The 15,543-nt window shown below is 64.7% G+C and carries 13 protein-coding genes; 6 read left to right on the forward strand and 7 right to left on the reverse strand.

Going from position 1 to position 15,543, the window contains the following annotated elements:
* Positions 1–27: 27 nt before the first annotated feature.
* The 6 genes from C8J24_RS16450 (at position 28) to C8J24_RS16475 (ending at position 6,837) form a co-directional block, all read left to right on the forward strand.
* A complete protein-coding gene (locus tag C8J24_RS16450; RefSeq protein WP_107934058.1) occupies positions 28–1,401 on the forward strand; it encodes an MFS transporter in 1,374 nt (457 codons plus the stop codon).
* Entirely contained in the window at positions 1,398–2,792 is a 1,395-nt protein-coding gene (locus C8J24_RS16455) for an MmgE/PrpD family protein (protein WP_107934060.1), read from the forward strand. Before C8J24_RS16450 ends, C8J24_RS16455 begins: the two co-directional genes overlap by 4 nt.
* Entirely contained in the window at positions 2,789–3,967 is a 1,179-nt protein-coding gene (locus C8J24_RS16460) for an acyl-CoA dehydrogenase family protein (protein WP_082451436.1), read from the forward strand. The genes C8J24_RS16455 and C8J24_RS16460 overlap by 4 nt, the downstream gene beginning before the upstream one ends.
* Positions 3,964–5,172 carry a CaiB/BaiF CoA transferase family protein gene (locus C8J24_RS16465; RefSeq protein ID WP_056677748.1) on the forward strand — a complete coding sequence of 403 codons (1,209 nt, stop codon included), beginning with the start codon at positions 3,964–3,966 and terminating at the stop codon, positions 5,170–5,172. The genes C8J24_RS16460 and C8J24_RS16465 overlap by 4 nt, the downstream gene beginning before the upstream one ends.
* An 83-nt stretch (positions 5,173–5,255) precedes the next feature.
* Positions 5,256–5,999, forward strand: coding sequence for a GntR family transcriptional regulator (locus C8J24_RS16470; RefSeq protein ID WP_031441437.1), 744 nt, complete (start codon positions 5,256–5,258; stop codon positions 5,997–5,999).
* A 10-nt stretch (positions 6,000–6,009) separates the two neighbouring features.
* Positions 6,010–6,837: an HpcH/HpaI aldolase/citrate lyase family protein gene (locus C8J24_RS16475; RefSeq protein WP_107934062.1), complete on the forward strand. Its 828-nt coding sequence runs from the start codon at positions 6,010–6,012 to the stop codon at positions 6,835–6,837.
* A 375-nt stretch (positions 6,838–7,212) separates the two neighbouring features.
* On the opposite strand, the gene C8J24_RS16480 is transcribed toward C8J24_RS16475, so the two are convergent.
* From C8J24_RS16480 to C8J24_RS16510, 7 genes are all read right to left on the reverse strand, one after another.
* Positions 7,213–7,935: a FadR/GntR family transcriptional regulator gene (locus C8J24_RS16480; protein ID WP_107934064.1), complete on the reverse strand. Its 723-nt coding sequence runs from the start codon at positions 7,933–7,935 to the stop codon at positions 7,213–7,215.
* Positions 7,932–8,684 carry a helix-turn-helix transcriptional regulator gene (locus C8J24_RS16485; protein WP_107934067.1) on the reverse strand — a complete coding sequence of 251 codons (753 nt, stop codon included), beginning with the start codon at positions 8,682–8,684 and terminating at the stop codon, positions 7,932–7,934. Before C8J24_RS16485 ends, C8J24_RS16480 begins: the two co-directional genes overlap by 4 nt.
* A gap of 96 nt (positions 8,685–8,780) precedes the next feature.
* A complete protein-coding gene (locus tag C8J24_RS16490) occupies positions 8,781–10,085 on the reverse strand; it encodes an MFS transporter (RefSeq protein ID WP_244180801.1) in 1,305 nt (434 codons plus the stop codon).
* A 9-nt stretch (positions 10,086–10,094) separates the two neighbouring features.
* Positions 10,095–11,030 (reverse strand): alpha/beta hydrolase, encoded by a 936-nt coding sequence (locus C8J24_RS16495; protein ID WP_107934069.1) that lies wholly within the window; start codon positions 11,028–11,030, stop codon positions 10,095–10,097.
* Positions 11,031–11,081: 51 nt separating this feature from the next.
* Positions 11,082–12,485 carry an FAD-binding oxidoreductase gene (locus C8J24_RS16500; protein ID WP_420894119.1) on the reverse strand — a complete coding sequence of 468 codons (1,404 nt, stop codon included), beginning with the start codon at positions 12,483–12,485 and terminating at the stop codon, positions 11,082–11,084.
* 1 nt (position 12,486) lies between these two features.
* Entirely contained in the window at positions 12,487–14,646 is a 2,160-nt protein-coding gene (locus tag C8J24_RS16505) for a TonB-dependent receptor (protein ID WP_107934071.1), read from the reverse strand.
* 129 nt (positions 14,647–14,775) lie between these two features.
* Positions 14,776–15,537: an SDR family NAD(P)-dependent oxidoreductase gene (locus C8J24_RS16510; protein WP_107934073.1), complete on the reverse strand. Its 762-nt coding sequence runs from the start codon at positions 15,535–15,537 to the stop codon at positions 14,776–14,778.
* Positions 15,538–15,543 lie beyond the last annotated feature (6 nt).

Raw genomic sequence — 15,543 nt, forward strand, 5'->3', positions numbered from 1 at the left:
GTCGTCATTACGAAGAGAGGTAGCCCCATGGCCGATACCATCGCCGTCAACGCCGGAGCCAGGCTGGACCGTCTGCCTATCTCCCGATTCCACTGGCGCATCCTGGGGCTGATCAGCGCGGGCGCATTCCTAGACGCGTTCGACGTGTATCTCGCCGGGGGTGTCATCGCCGCGCTGAAGGCCGAGGGCTTCTCGACGCTGGCGCAGGCTGCGGTGTTCATGTCGATGACCTTCCTCGGCATGATGATCGGCGCAGGCATGGCCGGCTATGTCGGCGATCGCTTCGGACGTCGCGCCTCTTACCAGTTCAACCTCGCGCTGTTCGGTCTGGCCTCGATCGCGGCGATCTTCTCGCCCAACATGACGTTCCTGATCGTCTGCCGCTTCATCATGGGCATCGGCCTCGGCGCCGAGCTGGTGGTCGCAGCGGGCACGCTCGGCGAGTTCATCCCGCCGGCCTATCGCGGTCGCTGGGTGTCGATCATGGGCATGGTCGTCAATTCGGGACTGCTGGTCGCGACCTCGGTCGGCTATATCGTCATTCCAACGCTCGGCTGGCGCTACATGTTCGCGATCGGCGGCATCCTTGCGCTGATTGTCTGGGTGATGCGCAAGAAGATGCCGGAATCGCCGCGGTGGCTGGAATCGGTCGGCCGCAACGAGGAGGCAGAGGCGACGCTTCGCGAGATCGAAGCCGACGTCGTCAAGCACAAGGGCCCCCTCGCCGCCGTCCCCGAAGTCCGCATCGTACCAAAGGTCCACGCACCGCTCAGCGCGCTCTTCGGCTCCAAACTGCGCCGCCGCCTGATCGCCGCGACGCTCGCCGCGATCGCGGTCAACGTCTCGGTCTACGGCTTCGTCGCTTGGCTGCCGACCTTCCTGGTCAGCCACGGCACCGGCATCGTCACCTCGCTCTGGTACACGACGCTAATGTCGTTCGGCAGCGTGTTCGGTGCGATCGTCGCGATCGGTATCGCCGACCGCATCTCGCGCCGCGCCTCGCTGATCGCCGCGGCCGTCGCGATCATGATCTTCGGCTTCCTATATCCCAATGCGCACGGTGACCTGATGGTGCCGCTAACGGGCTTCCTGCTCGTGTCGAGCATCTACACGCTCGTGACGCTGGCGCTGTTCGCCTACATCCCCGAGCTGTTCCCGACCGCCTATCGGCTGCGTGGCACCGGTTTCGCGGGCATGTGCGGACGGGCCGCGTCGATGGTCACGCCCTATGCCACCGTCGCGCTGTTTGAGCGCTTCGGGCTGGAGGGCGTGCTCGGCATGGTCGGCGTGGTGCTCGCCTGCATGATCGCCGCCGTCGGTCTTTTGAACATCGAGACCACCGGTCAGTCGCTCGACGACGTCGCCGACGATTCGCTGGTCCTTGGGGGAGCCGCCAAGTGACGCTCTCGCAAACCTTCGCCGATTTCGCGACCGGCCTGACGATCGATGCCATTCCCGAGCGGGTCAAGGAGCGCGCACGCCACCTGATCCTCGACTCGGTCGGCACGGGCCTAGCGGCAGTCGGCGCAAAATGGGCCGAGGCGACTTTCGCCGCCGCGGGCGACCTCGGCAGCGGAACAGCGCCGGTGCTCGGCTATGGCCGAACGCTGGCGATGCGAGACGCGGCGCTGATGAACGGGGTCGTTACGCACGGCCTCGACTATGACGACACGCATTCACGCGGGATCATCCATGCGACCGTCAGCGCCTTTCCGACTGCGCTGGTCGCGGCGGACAAAGCCGGCGCATCGGGCGGCGACCTGCTTGTCGCCTATATCGCAGCGATGGAGGTTTCGACTCGGGTCGCGGCCGTCGGCGCGGGCGGGTTTCACGGCTTCGGCTTTCACCCGACCGGATTGATCGGTGCGTTCGGATCGACACTCGCGGCCGGCAGGTTGCTCGGACTCGACGCGCAGCAGATCGCGATGGCGCAGGGGATCGTGTTGTCGATGGCCGGCGGGAGTCTGGAGTTCCTGGCCGACGGTGCGTGGACCAAGCGCTTGCACCCCGGCTGGGCAGCGAGTTCGGCACTGACCGCGGCGACGCTTGCCAAGCGCGGCTTCGTCGGACCGCCGGCTACGTATGAAGGGCGCTTCGGTCTTTTTGCCCTGTATCTTCGCGACGCCGCCCCTGCCCTGCTCGCGCAGGCGGCCGAAGCGCTTGGGGAGACCTGGGAGATCGAGGCGGTGTCGGTAAAGCCGCTACCCGCGTGCCACATGACGCATGCCGCGATCGATGCGGCGATCGCGCTGCGTGCGGAATACGAATTGACCGCTGCCGATATCGCCAAGGTCATCGTGCTGGTGCCCGAGGCAGTCATCCCGATCGTCTGCGAGCCGGTCGCTCCCAAGCGGACGCCACACACCGGCTACGACGCGCAATTCTCGATTCCCTACACGGTCGCGACCGCGCTGCTGATGGGCAAGTTCACGCTCGATTCGCTCGATCCGGCAGCACTGAACGATCCGGCGGTGCTCGATCTAGCCGCCCGCGTCTCATACGCAGTCGACCCCGACAGCGATTATCCCAAGCATTTCACCGGCGAAGTCATGGTCGAAACCCGAGACGGCCGCATGCTGCGTCACCGCGAGGCGATCAACCGCGGTGCATCCGACCGGCCGCTCAGCAACGCCGACATCGACGCCAAATATTTCGAGAACGCCGCTTGCACGGTCGACGCGACCCGCGCGGCGCATATCCGCGCCGCCGTGCTCGACCTGCACCTGCACCCCGCTTCCGCGCTCGGCGACATCCTCGCCGGCGCCACTGCCCCTCAAGGAGTATCCGCATGACCCTGGCAAACGCGATCGCCGCCGATGGCGCGATGACCGACGAAGAGATCATGATCCTCGATTCCATCGACAAGTTCCTCGAAACCGATGTGAAGCCGTTCGTTCACCAGCTCGAACATGACGACGAATATCCGCAGAAGATCGTCGACACGATGAAGGAAATGGGCCTGTTCGGGCTCATGATCGCACCCGAATTCGGCGGGTTCGGCGTCTCGACGCTGACCTATGCGCGGATCATCGAGAAGATCTCGACCGTGTGGATGTCGGTCGCAGGGATCATCAACAGCCACATGATCATGGCGATGACGGTCCAGCGCTGCGGTACCGAGGCGCAGAAGGATCATTATCTGCCCAAATTCGCGACCGGCGAACTGCGCGGCGGCATCGGCCTGACCGAGCCCGACGCGGGCACCGACCTTCAGGCGATCCGCACCACCGCGGTGCGCGATGGCGACGACTATGTCGTCAACGGCAGCAAGATGTGGATCACCAATTCGGGCTCGGGCAACACCATCCTGTTGCTGGTCAAGACCGACACGGCCGCCGAGCCACGCCACAAGGGCATGAGCCTGCTGATCGCCGAGAAGGGTGACGGCTTCATCGTGTCGAAGAAGCTGGAGAAGCTTGGCTACAAGGGCATCGACAGCAACGCGCTGACTTTCGACGGGTACCGCGTGCCGGTCGATCGGCTGATCGGCGGGATCGAGGGCGTCGGCCTGAAGCAGGTGCTGGGCGGGCTCGAACTCGGCCGCATCAACGTCGCCGCGCGCGGCGTCGGCATCGCGCAGGCAGCACTCGACGAGGCGGTCGCCTATGCGCAGACGCGCAAGACGTTCGGCAAGCCGATCTGCGAGCATCAGGCGATCCAGCTGAAACTCGGCGAGATGACGACGCGCACCTACGCCGCGCGGCTACTCACCGAAGCCGCCGCCAAGGCGTATGACCGCGGCGAGCGCTGCGACATGGAAGCCGGCATGGCCAAGTATTTCGCGACCGAAGCCGGCCTGGAGAACGCGATCGAGGCGATGCGGATCTTCGGCGGCTACGGCTATTCGAAGGAATATAATGTCGAGCGGCTTTACCGCGATGCACCGTTGCTGACGATCGGCGAAGGCACCAACGAACTGCAACGTATCATCATCGCCAAGCAGATCATCGCGCGGAACCCGGCATGAGCCAGCCAGCGCCTAATCAACCACTCGCCGGCCTCCGCATCGTCGCGGTCGAACAATATGGCGCCGGGCCGTTCGGTACGCAGCAGCTCGCCGATCTCGGCGCCGAGGTCATCAAGATCGAGAATCACAAGGACGGCGGGGATATCGGTCGGCATGTCGGCCCGTATTTCTTCGCACCGGGCGACAGCCATTTCTACGAATCGCTCAACCGCAACAAGCGCAGCATCGGCCTCGACCTGAAGAGCGCGGACGGGCGCGCGGTGCTCGAGAAGCTCGTCGCGGAGTCGGACGTGGTGTTCAACAATTTGCGCGGCGACCTGCCGGCAAAGCTCGGGCTCGACTATGCCGCACTGTCGCAGTTCAACCCCGCGATCGCCTGCGTCCACCTCTCCGCCTATGGTCGTACCGGCAGCCGCGCGGCATGGCCAGGCTATGACTATCTGATGCAGGCCGAGGCCGGCTATCTGTCGCTCACCGGCGAGCCGGGAACGCCGCCCGCACGCTTCGGGCTGTCGATCGTCGACTTCATGACCGGCACCACCGCTGCGCTCGCGATCCTGGCCGGCGTCGTCTCGGCGCGCGGCAGCGGGATCGGCCGCGATCTCGACGTCAGCCTGTTCGACGTCGCGCTCGGCAACCTCAACTATGTCGCCGAATGGTATCTCAACGGCGGCGTCACCGTCGAACGCACGTCGCGATCGAGCCATCCCTCACTCACCCCCAGCCAGCTCTACACGACCAGCGACGGCTGGATCTTCGTGATGTGCAACAAGGAGAAGTTCTTCGAGGTTCTGTGCGGGCTGATCGAGCGTCCCGAATGGGCGACCGATCCGCGCTACGCGACCTTCGCCGCCCGGCTGGAGAACCGTCCGGCGTTCAACGCGGATCTCGATGCGGTGCTGTCGACCCGCACCACCGCGGACTGGATGCAGCTGTTCGAAGGACGCGTGCCGGCCGCGCCAGTGCTCGACGTTCAGCAGGCGCTCGACAATCCGTTTCTCGCGGAATCGAAGCGGATCATCGATTTCCAGCATCCCGAACACGGCCCCCTGCCCGGCATCGCTTCCTCGATCCGCGCGGGCGGCGTCGAACATCCGGACAAGGCTGCTCCCACACTCGGTGCGGATACCAGCGCCATCCTCGCGACCCTCGGCTACACCGATGACGACGTGGCAGCCTTGCGGACCCGCGGCGCGGTCCGGTGACACCCGCGCTTGCATCAAACGCCAAGGCATTGGACGGTGCGCTATTGTCCGGATCACCCGACAAAGCGACCGATGGATATTTGATGCCCCAACTTCGTCAGCAACCGCGTTACCTGCAACTCGCCCAGACGCTGATCAACGAGATCGAGGATGGGCGCTATCCAATTGGCACGCTGCTGCCGACCGAGTTCGAGCTGTGCGACCAGTTCGGCGCAAGCCGCTTCACCGTGCGCGAGGCGATCAAGCGGCTCGTGCAATCGGGCATGGTTTCGCGACAGGCCGGGGTCGGCACGCGCGTCCTCGGGCTGTCGCGCCCGGCGGCGTATCGCCAGGTGATGGAGGGGCTGTCCGATCTCCAGCAATACACCAACGAGACCAGCCTCACGATCATCGCGCGCGAGACGATCGCGCTGGACGGCCCGCTCTCCGAACAGGTCGGCGCGACATCGGGCCAGACCTGGCTGCATCTCATGGCGCTGCGCCGCGCCGCCGGGACCAGCCCGATCTCCTTTTCGGACATCTATCTCCACCCCGCATTCCGCAGCCTGAAGCTCGACGACGATGTCGGCGATGTGCCGATCTTCAGCCGGATCGAGGAACAGTTTGGCGAGCGCGTCGCCGAAGTCCGCCAGCATATCGAAGCGGTGGCGATCCCCGCGCCGATCGCCAAATTGCTCGAAACCAAGACCGGTGCGCCGGGCCTGCGCCTGACGCGGCAATATCTCAACGCACGCGGCGAGGTCGTCGAGATGGCGATCAACACCCATCCCGCGGACCGATATTCCTATTCCCAGACCTTCCGCCGCGATCCCGTATCCGGCCTGTAGAGGACATCCCATGACCATTGCCGCCCGCAGTATCCTGTTCGTGCCTGGCGATCGTGCCGAGCGTTTCGAAAAGGCGCGCGCGAGCGGCGCGGACATCGTTGTGATCGATCTCGAAGACGCTGTCCTCCCCGACCGCAAAGTTGCCGCGCGCGATACGATTTACGATGCGCTTGCCGGTCTGACGGAACCGCGCTTCGTCGTGCGCGTCAACAGTCTGGATACCGATTGGCATGCGGACGACGTACGTGGACTCGCCGCACTGTCAGGCGTCGCTGGACTGATGCTGCCCAAGGCCGAGCGCGCGTCGGACTTCGCGGCGATGCACGAGGCGGCAGCCGGCAAGCCGCTCCATGCACTGGTGGAAACCGTTTCGGCGGTCTTGAACCTGGCGGACCTCGTCACCGCGCCCGGTCTCTCACGGCTGTCGTTCGGCACGGTGGACTTCCAGGCGGACGCCGGCATCGACGGCGACCAGGCGGAGATCGACTATGTCCGTACCCAGCTCGTCCTTCACTCGCGAAGCGCCGGACTTGCAGCACCCGTTGATGGCGTTTCGACGGATCTCTCTAACGACGAGGCGCTGGCACGCGACACCGACCACGCACGTCGCTTCGGCTTCGGCGGAAAGCTTTGCGTCCATCCACGACAGGTGGGGATCGTCAACGCGGCATTCCTGCCCTCCGCCTCTGACGTGGACTGGGCCACCCGCGTGGTCGCCGCTATCGACGGCGCGTTCGGAGCCGTTGCCGTCGACGGCAAACTGATCGACAAACCCGTCGTCGATCGCGCTCGTCGAGTTCTTGACACATATTCGGCATTTGATTCTTTCCGCCGGTAAGCAGACAGCGTGGATGGCCCGCCGGTTCGCAATATTTGCGAAAGATGACCCAGTTGAGGACGTTCAAATGCAGTCGGTTGCATCACGGAGGTAGACGCTCGTTTATCATTGACTAGAGCCGGTTTCGGCGGGGGAACGCAACGGAGGAAGATTGGAAGCGTGGTCACTTCCTCGCCAAACCATGTGCATCTGATCCCAGACCTTCCAAGGCCCAGGCATTTCGCAAGCTTCATTGCGCGTGCCGGCTCGCAGAGCTACGTCCTTTGAGACGACATATACGCGTCCACACCCGCCAATTCTTGATGTCATTCTGTTAGTACAGCCGGTACTCTAACCTCTTCGAAAAACGATCGATGCTCGTCCAGAAAGCGCTGGCTAATTATCACTCTCCCGACGGGCAAACAGATCACCGATGGACGCGACAAAATGCGTGTTCATTGCTGCGGTCGCAGCTTTCGGGTCACGATCGGCGATCGTGCGCGCTAACGCATGATGATGTGCCAGTACGGCGGCACGCTGCCGCGCGGTGGTCCGCGTTGCCCACGCTGCAGGGACGGCATGAACCATCATCGGTGCGAACGAGCGGATGATCTGCAAGAACAACATGTTGCGTCCAGCCTGCGCGATTGCTTGGTGAAACGCTATGTCGTGGCGGGTCAGCGCATCGATATCGCTACCGGCTGCTTCCATTGCCTCGGCCAGACCGATGATCGTCCGCGCCTCTTCGTCGGTGCGGTCGATCGCGGCGAGCTCGGCAGTGCGGAGTTCCAGCGTGCGGCGCACGTCCCAGATCTGTACCATCGAGATTTGCGCCGTTGCCACCGCGTGGTCGAGCGACGTTGCCATCACAGATCCGTCGATCGCGGCTACGCGCGCGCGCCTGCCGTTGCCTACGTCGATAAGTCGCAACGCCGCTAGAGCGCCGAACGCCTCGCGGAGTACTGGGCGGCTGACACCCAGTTCTGTCGCAAAATGCCCTTCGGACGGCAGCGTGTCGCCGACTTTCATGTCGTTCGTGCGGATATGTGTGCGGACCGCATGGACCGCCTGATCGACCAGCGAGCCGCCCTCTATCAGTCGCACGCTCGTCGCGCTCATGCCGCGAGCCGTGGTGCGCGCAGCGACGACGGGGTCGCGCCAAACTGCCGCGAGAAGGCCCGCGTAAAACTGGCATTGTTGAGATAGCCGCACTGGTATCCGATCGACGATACCGGCAGATCGGTCGCGATCAGCATCTGGCGTGCCGCTCCGAGCCGCCTGTCCAGCAGCGCGTCGGCGACCGTGCAGGCGAACATGTCGCGGAAGCCGCGGGTCAGCTTCGCACGGTTCAGTCCACAAGCGCGCGCGATCGAATCGAGCGTCATCTTCTCACCCCAGCGCTCGTCGATCATGCGCTTGGCCGCGACGATCCGCTGGCTGTCCCTCGCAGACAACTGCCCGGCGCCCGCGAGCGGCACAAGGTCGTCCTCGACGATCCGCTGAAACGTGATGGACAGGAGTTCAATGCATTTCGCGGACCTGTGTGTGCTGCGCCAGGGCTCGGAGAGCGCGCAATCGCGGATCGCGACGACGATCAGCCGCAATTCGCTTGGCAAATGACACGCGATGTTCGCGTCCGGCGCGTAATCGAAGACCCGCAGGCAGGCACCGCGTTCGACTGCAAGAATGAGGACCGCCCGCTCCTCCGAAGGAACCGCACCGGTCGTGACGGTGACCTGGGCCGGCGTCTGCTCGCCCAGCGTGAAGCAGAGGACCACGGCATCGGCGGGAAACGTCGTCGGGTCGACCATGCCCTCGCCGATGAATGCCGCCATCTCGGGCGACACCGTGACGCGTTCCTTCTGCATGCTTCGCTCGCCCACCGCCGCTCTCCTTCTCCCGTTTGCCGGGCTTGGGTCGATCATGCAGCTATCAGATAGCTCCTGCAAGAGCTATCTTACAGGTCAGGCCGTTGCTGATACCGGCGCGCGACGCATTGCCATCGTAAAGGCGACGACGGAGATCGCGCTGGTCACCACGCCGACGATCGCGAGACCTTGCGCGAGATGCGCTTCGCCGCCCAGCATGCCGCTTGCAGCAGCGACCAGCGTGGGTGCGAGGCCGTAGCCGATCAGCCCCGCGATCGCGATGAACGCGCCGATGCACAACCCGCGCAGTTCGTTGGGGATCAGCACGGTCAACGCCACCGAAGTCACAACGCCCGTCACCGCACCGCACGTTACCAACAGACCCACGGCGACCCCGAACAGCGGGACCGAGGGCATGATCGGAAACAACGCCGCGGGTACGCCGAGCGCGGCGGCAAGGATCGCACCGATCAGCAGGCCACCGCGGCGGCCGCTCTTTTGCCCGCGATCGGCGGACAGACCACCGACGATCGCACCGACCACGCCGGCACCGAACAGCAGCGCGCCCATCCAGCCGGCGAACTGGTCGGGTTGGAGGTGGAACGTTCGCGACAGGACCGGCGAAACCCAGATCCCAGCCGCGGCATCGGCCATCACCACGCTGATCTGGCCGATGAACAACGGGATCAGGAACACGCGACGCGCCCAGAGTTCGCCGGCCACGACCTTGAACGGCGCATGGGTGCCGGCCGCAACCTCCTGCCGCACCGGTTCGCGCAGCAGGAACAGTGGCAGGATGGCGAGCATGCTGACGACCGCCAGGCACAGATGCACACTTCGCCACGGCATCATGCCTGCGAACCACGCTGGCGCGCGGCCATGTGCGAACAGCCCGAACAGTGCGCCCGACAGTGCCAAGGCGAGCGCGACGCCGAGCGACTTGCCAAGGTTGACGATCAGCATCGCCCTGCCCCGCTGCGTCGGAACGCAGAAATCGGCGCACAGCGAGAGCGCCGCGGTCAGCGCGCCGGTCGTGCCGATCCCGGTCAGCATGCGTGCGACGAACAGCAACGGAACGCTATGCGCGAGCCCGGTCAGCACCGTGCCCAGCGTCCACACGAACGCGAGTGCGATCATCATTCGCACGCGGTTGTAGCGATCGACCATGATGCCGATCGGGATCGAGAACACCGCCAGCGGCAGCGCCGCCGACAGCCCCTGGATAAGGCTCAGCGTATAGTCGCTGAGGTGGAGTTCGGCTTTCGCGCCTTCCTGCACCGTGCCGAATGCGCCCATCATCGTGAAGCCGACCGCCATGGCCAGCGCGAGCGCGAGCAACGGCAACAGCGTCTTGGCAAATGGCGGTGCGGCCGCCTCGATCGGTCGGGCGAAATCTGTCATTCTGGATCCTTATGCAAGCGCACGACGCAGAGCCTCGTGGCTGTCGCGGCGTGCCTGTTGCGAGACCGGACCGTCGGCGAAGATGTCGAAGGCGTGATAGCCGCCGGGATAGACGTGAAGCTCGACCGGCACTCCGGAGCGGATCAGCCGCGTCGCATAGTCGATGTCCTCTTCGACGAAGAGATCGAGCGCGCCGGTCGCGATATAGGCGGGCGGCAGGTTGCCGAGATCCGTCGCCCGCGCTGGTGCCGCATAGGGTGACACGGCGTCGCCACCAGGCGCGTGGCCGAGCAACGCGGTCCAGCCAAAACGATTGCTCTGCGCGGTCCAGACGAACTCGCCGGCATAGGGATGCGGCGGTGCGGTACAGCTACGGTCGTCGAGCATCGGGTAGATCAGGTGCTGGAATGCGAGCGCATGTTCGCCCCGGTCGCGGACCATCAAGGCCAGTGCCGCGGCATACCCGCCGCCCGCGCTCTGCCCCATCACGCCGAGCCGCGCCGGATCGATCCCGAGCCGGTCGGCATGGGTGATCGTCCATACCAGCCCTGCGTAGCAATCCTCGATCGGGCCGGGGAAGTTCGTCTCAGGCGCCAGCCGGTATTCGACCGACACCACGACGCATTCCAGATCGGCAACGAGCGGACGAAGCAGCGGATCATAGTCGGACACCTTGCCCATCACATAGCCGCCGCCGTGGATGTGATAGATGCACGGCAGGGCGCCGGTGACGCCCGCCGGGCGGAAGACGTGCAGGTCGATATCGGGCGCCCCGGCAGGCCCTGGAACCGTATGGATCTCCAGCGTCGCCAGGGTTTCGTCGGCGGGCGGCAGCATCGACGGTCGGTCGCGCATCGCCGGCAGGATGTCGGCGGTGAGCGAGATCTGCGGCATCATCTCGAGCAGCGGGCGCAGCGTCAGATCCACCAGGTGCAGGCTGTCCATCATTCTCTCCACGATCCTTGTTGTGACGCGCGTCCGATACCGGAACGGCGTTTAGAACGCGAAGATCTTGCCCGGATTGAACAGATTGTCTGGGTCCAGCGCGTGCTTCAGCGTCCGCATCAGTTCGACCGCGTCGCCCAGTTCAGCGACCAGCCAGTCCTGCTTGCCGATGCCGATGCCGTGTTCGCCGGTGCAGGTGCCGTCCATCGCCAGCGCGCGTTCGACCATCCGTGCGTTGATTGCCGAGACCTCGGCCAGCTCCGCCTCGGACTCCGGATCAATCGAGAAGACGACATGGAAATTGCCGTCGCCGACATGACCGAGAATGGTCGCGGGGACCGACGACGCCTGGAGGTCGGCCTTGGTCTCGCCGATGCACTGCGCCAGGCGGCTGATCGGCACGCACACGTCGGTCGCCCAGCCGACTGCGCCCGGACGCAGGTTGACCGCCGCGTAATATGCCTCGTGCCGCGCCTTCCACAGCTTGGAGCGTTCCTCGGGCAGGTTCGACCAGCGGAAATCACCGCCGCCGTTTGCCGCCGCCAGCTCGCGCACGGTCTCCGCCTGTTCGTCGACATAGCTTGGTGAGCCGTGGAATTCGAAGAACAGCGTGGTCAGTTCGGGGTAATCTAGCTTCGACCAGGCGTTGACCGCCTTGATCTGCATGTCATCGAGAATTTCGACGCGAGCGAGCGGCACGCCGATCTGGATCGCCTGAACCACCGTATCGACCGCGCCGTTCAACGTTTGGAAGCTGCACACCGCGGACGAGATCGCCTCGGGAATGCCGTGCAGCCGCAGCGTCACCTCGGTGATGATGCCGAGCGTGCCTTCGGAGCCTACGAACAGCCGGGTCAGATCATAGCCCGCCGCCGACTTCCGCGCGCGACGGCTCGTACGGATCTCGCGGCCATCGGGCGTTACCACGCGCAGGCTCAGCACGGCCTCGCGCATCGTGCCATAGCGCACCGCATTGGTGCCGCTTGCGCGCGTCGCAGCCATTCCGCCGATCGTCGCATTCGCACCGGGATCTATCGGGAAGAACAGCCCCAGGTCGCGGATATGCTCGTTGAGTTGTTCGCGACGGACGCCGGCCTGTACCGTACAATCAAAGTCCTCGGCGTTGATCGACACGATCTGGGTCATCTCGGAAAGGTCGACCGAAACGCCGCCATGCACCGCCAGCGTGTTGCCCTCGATCGAGGTCCCCGCACCGAACGGGACGATCGGCACCTTGGCCGCGGCGCACAGCCTGACGAGATCCACCACCTCCTCGGTCGACCGCGCGAAGACAACCGCGTCGGGCAGCATCGGGGCGAAATGCGCCTCGCTGCTGCCGTGGTGGAGGCGCATCGCGTCGCTCATGTGCACCGCAGTGCCGAAACGCTGCTGGAGCGCTGTGACGAACGCCGGATCGAGCGGCGCCCTTTCGATCTGTTCGACGTGCATGGTCATCCTAGAACCGGAAGCTCGCGCGCACGCCGTATCGGCGGCGGTCGCCCTGGATGGCGAGGTTCGACGCCAGCGGCGCAAGCCCGGCCCGCACCAACGCCGATTTGTCGATATAGCTTTCGATGAATTTGGTATTGAACAGGTTGGTGCCGAACGCAGTCACCGTCAGGCCACTGGAGAAGCGGAAGCCGAGCGAGGCGTTGGTGATAGCATAGGCCGATAGTCTGGGCGCGACATCGGGGTCGAGCGACGACCCGATCCGGCTGCCCTTCCCGAAGATCCCCGCGTCCAGCAACACCGCGTTATCGCCGACCGGGACGGTGTAGGTGGTGTTGAAGTTGAAGTTGTAGTCGGGCGTGAAGATCACACGGTCGCTCGATACATGGACGCCGGTGGTCGCGAAATACTGGCTGTCGTCGGTGATGCGGGCATGGAGATAGGAGGCGCCAACGTCGATCCGCCAATGATCGGTAAGGCGGAGGTGCGCTTCCAGTTCGGCGCCGTAACTCTTGACGGTGCCGGTGTTCAGGTTGATCGCGACGAACCCGCCCGTGGCACTCGGCGCCAGCGAGTTCTGACCGATGAAGTCCTTGTAGTCGTTATAGAATACGTCCGCGTTGATCGTCAGGCGGCGGTCGAATGCATCGAACTTCGTGCCCAGCTCATAGGTCCAGACATTGTCGCCCTTGTACGTGGCGTCCTGCGGCCGCGTACCCGGACCGTTCTGGCCACCGCCGCGGATTCCCTTGGCGACCGAGGCATAGCTCATCACCGCCGGCGTCCAATGCTGGGTCAGCGTGACGCGGGGTTGGAACTGGTCCTTCTTATAGACCGGCGCGGTATAGGGCGTCACGCCGTTGACCTGGCTCGCGACCAGCTTCTGGTGATCGTAGCGCCCACCGACCGCGAGATCGAGCGTGCCAACCTTCAGGAAAGCGGTCGCGAAGATCGCGCGCGTGTCGTTGCGGACATAGGTCGACGAAGGCGTGGTCGAGGCGGGCAGCGGGAAGGTCGGGCCCAGCAGCGCGCGGAAGTCGATCGTCGTCAGCTGATCACTCACCTGCGTGTAGCGATTGCCATACAGCCCGATGAGCGTCGAAAACGCATCGCTCCACTGCGTATCGAAGCGCAATTCGGCCGTCTTGGTCTTCAAGGTCGAACCACCGCGGGTACGGAGCAGGTCGACCGCACCAAAATCGCCGTCATTGACCCCGGAAAGATTCTTCTGGTTGTACGCGCCAATCGCGGTGATCTTGGTCTTGAGCGATGCGACGTCGAACTCGCCCTTCACGTTCGCGCCGTAATAATCGATCACCGCCCGGTTCAGCACGTTGGTCGCGCCATCAAGCCGGTAATCGGTCGGCCCGGCGACATGGATGTACGACGTGCTGCCCCCTGCGGCGCGGTCGTAATTGCCGTTGACGGTGAACACCGCCCAGTCGGCGGGCGTGAAGCGGAGCGTGCCACCGACGCTCTGCTGCTTCAGCGGGTTCATGTCGCCGATCGTCAGCGTGTTGCGCATGAAGCCGTCCTGCTCGTGATAGGACGCGCCGATCCGGAACTGGAGCAGGTCGCGGACGATCGGCCCGCTGACCGACCCCGAGACCGAGGCGTAGTTGTCCGTACCGGCGATCGCGGCGTCGAACCGCCCCTCCCATTCATTACCCGGCTGGCGCGTGATGACGTTGATCGCGCCGCCCAGCGTGTTGTTGCCGAACAGCGTCCCCTGCGGCCCGCGCAACACCTCGATCCGCGCGACGTCGACGATCGGAGAGTTTAGGTATGATGTGTTCGGCTGATAGACGCCGTCAATGAAAATGCCGACGCCGGGCTGCACCGTGTCGATCAGCGTCGTACCGATACCGCGGATCGACACGAATGCGCGGCCGACGCTGTCGGAATTGATGTTGAGGCCGGGCGTATAGGACGCGATGTCCTTCACCGTATTGACCTGCAACTCCTTCAGTCGGTCGCCGGAGATCGCCGTCACCGCGATCGGAACATCCTTCAACGATTCCTGGCGCTGACGTGCGGTGACGATGATGTCGTCGGAGCGTGCGGGAGGTGTCGCCTTTGCCTGGTCGGCGACGTCTTGCGCGGATACCGGCGTGGTGACGAGCGCGGCGACGGCGCATCCTCCGGCGAGCAATGTCTTGAAGCGCATTGGATCCTCATCCCCTCAGAGCGCCGATCCATCGCCGGCTACTTCTAGGTTCCAAGCTATCTGATAGCTGACCTGTCTGAAAGGTTGTCGACTGTGCCGCCCGGCTCGCGGGCTTCGCCGATCGGTACGCTACCAGCAGCTATAGCCGCCATCGGCGAGCACGATGCTGCCGGTCATCAGACTGGCCGCGTCCGAGGCGAGAAAGGCGACGATCGCCGCCACTTCTTCAGGTTCCCCCAAGCGCCCCTGCGGCGTACCGTCGATCCAGCGCTTGTACATCTCGCCCTCGCGGTCCGCGAAGCTGTTGAGGACGGTGTTGATATAGGTCGGCGCGACGGCGTTCACGCGCACACCGCGCGGCGCCCATTCGGCCGCGAGGCTCTTGGTGAGCTGATGCACCGCGGCTTTCGATGCGTTGTAATAGCTTTGCGGTTGCGGCCGGTTGACGATGAAGCCGCTCATCGAACCGACATTAACGATCGCTCCCTTCCCTGCCGCCAGCATGTGCCGTCCAAAGGCGCGTGCACACCAGAAGGTGCCGTTGAGATTGACGTCGAGCACGTTCAGCCAATGCTCGTCGGCGACGTCCTCAGCGGCGGTCTCGCTCCGCGCGATGCCGGCATTGTTGACGAGAATGTCGATCGCCCCGAGCTGATCGGCCAGGGCGGTGACCTGTGCAGATTTCGTCACGTCCACCACATGGCCGTCGACCGCATGGCCCTTGTCCGCAAGCGCAGCTCGCCCCGCCGCGATCGCCACCGCGTCGCGGTCGACTAACGTCACGTGCGCGCCCATTTCGGCTAACGCCTCGGCACAGGCGAGACCGATTCCCGCCGCGCCACCCGTCACGACAGCACGGCGGCCGGTGAGCTTTAGTCGTTCGAGATACATGACCCG

Source organism: Sphingomonas aerolata, assembly GCF_003046295.1.
GTDB lineage: Bacteria > Pseudomonadota > Alphaproteobacteria > Sphingomonadales > Sphingomonadaceae > Sphingomonas > Sphingomonas aerolata.

Coding starts and splice junctions, on each gene's coding strand:
- C8J24_RS16450 (WP_107934058.1), top strand. CDS start 28: ATGGCCGATACCATCGCCGTCAACGCCGGAGCCAGGCTGGACCGTCTG.
- C8J24_RS16460 (WP_082451436.1), top strand. CDS start 2,789: ATGACCCTGGCAAACGCGATCGCCGCCGATGGCGCGATGACCGACGAA.
- C8J24_RS16465 (WP_056677748.1), top strand. CDS start 3,964: ATGAGCCAGCCAGCGCCTAATCAACCACTCGCCGGCCTCCGCATCGTC.
- C8J24_RS16470 (WP_031441437.1), top strand. CDS start 5,256: ATGCCCCAACTTCGTCAGCAACCGCGTTACCTGCAACTCGCCCAGACG.
- C8J24_RS16475 (WP_107934062.1), top strand. CDS start 6,010: ATGACCATTGCCGCCCGCAGTATCCTGTTCGTGCCTGGCGATCGTGCC.
- C8J24_RS16480 (WP_107934064.1), bottom strand. CDS start 7,935: ATGAGCGCGACGAGCGTGCGACTGATAGAGGGCGGCTCGCTGGTCGAT.
- C8J24_RS16485 (WP_107934067.1), bottom strand. CDS start 8,684: ATGCAGAAGGAACGCGTCACGGTGTCGCCCGAGATGGCGGCATTCATC.
- C8J24_RS16490 (WP_244180801.1), bottom strand. CDS start 10,085: ATGACAGATTTCGCCCGACCGATCGAGGCGGCCGCACCGCCATTTGCC.
- C8J24_RS16495 (WP_107934069.1), bottom strand. CDS start 11,030: ATGGACAGCCTGCACCTGGTGGATCTGACGCTGCGCCCGCTGCTCGAG.
- C8J24_RS16500 (WP_420894119.1), bottom strand. CDS start 12,485: ATGACCATGCACGTCGAACAGATCGAAAGGGCGCCGCTCGATCCGGCG.
- C8J24_RS16505 (WP_107934071.1), bottom strand. CDS start 14,646: ATGCGCTTCAAGACATTGCTCGCCGGAGGATGCGCCGTCGCCGCGCTC.
- C8J24_RS16510 (WP_107934073.1), bottom strand. CDS start 15,537: ATGTATCTCGAACGACTAAAGCTCACCGGCCGCCGTGCTGTCGTGACG.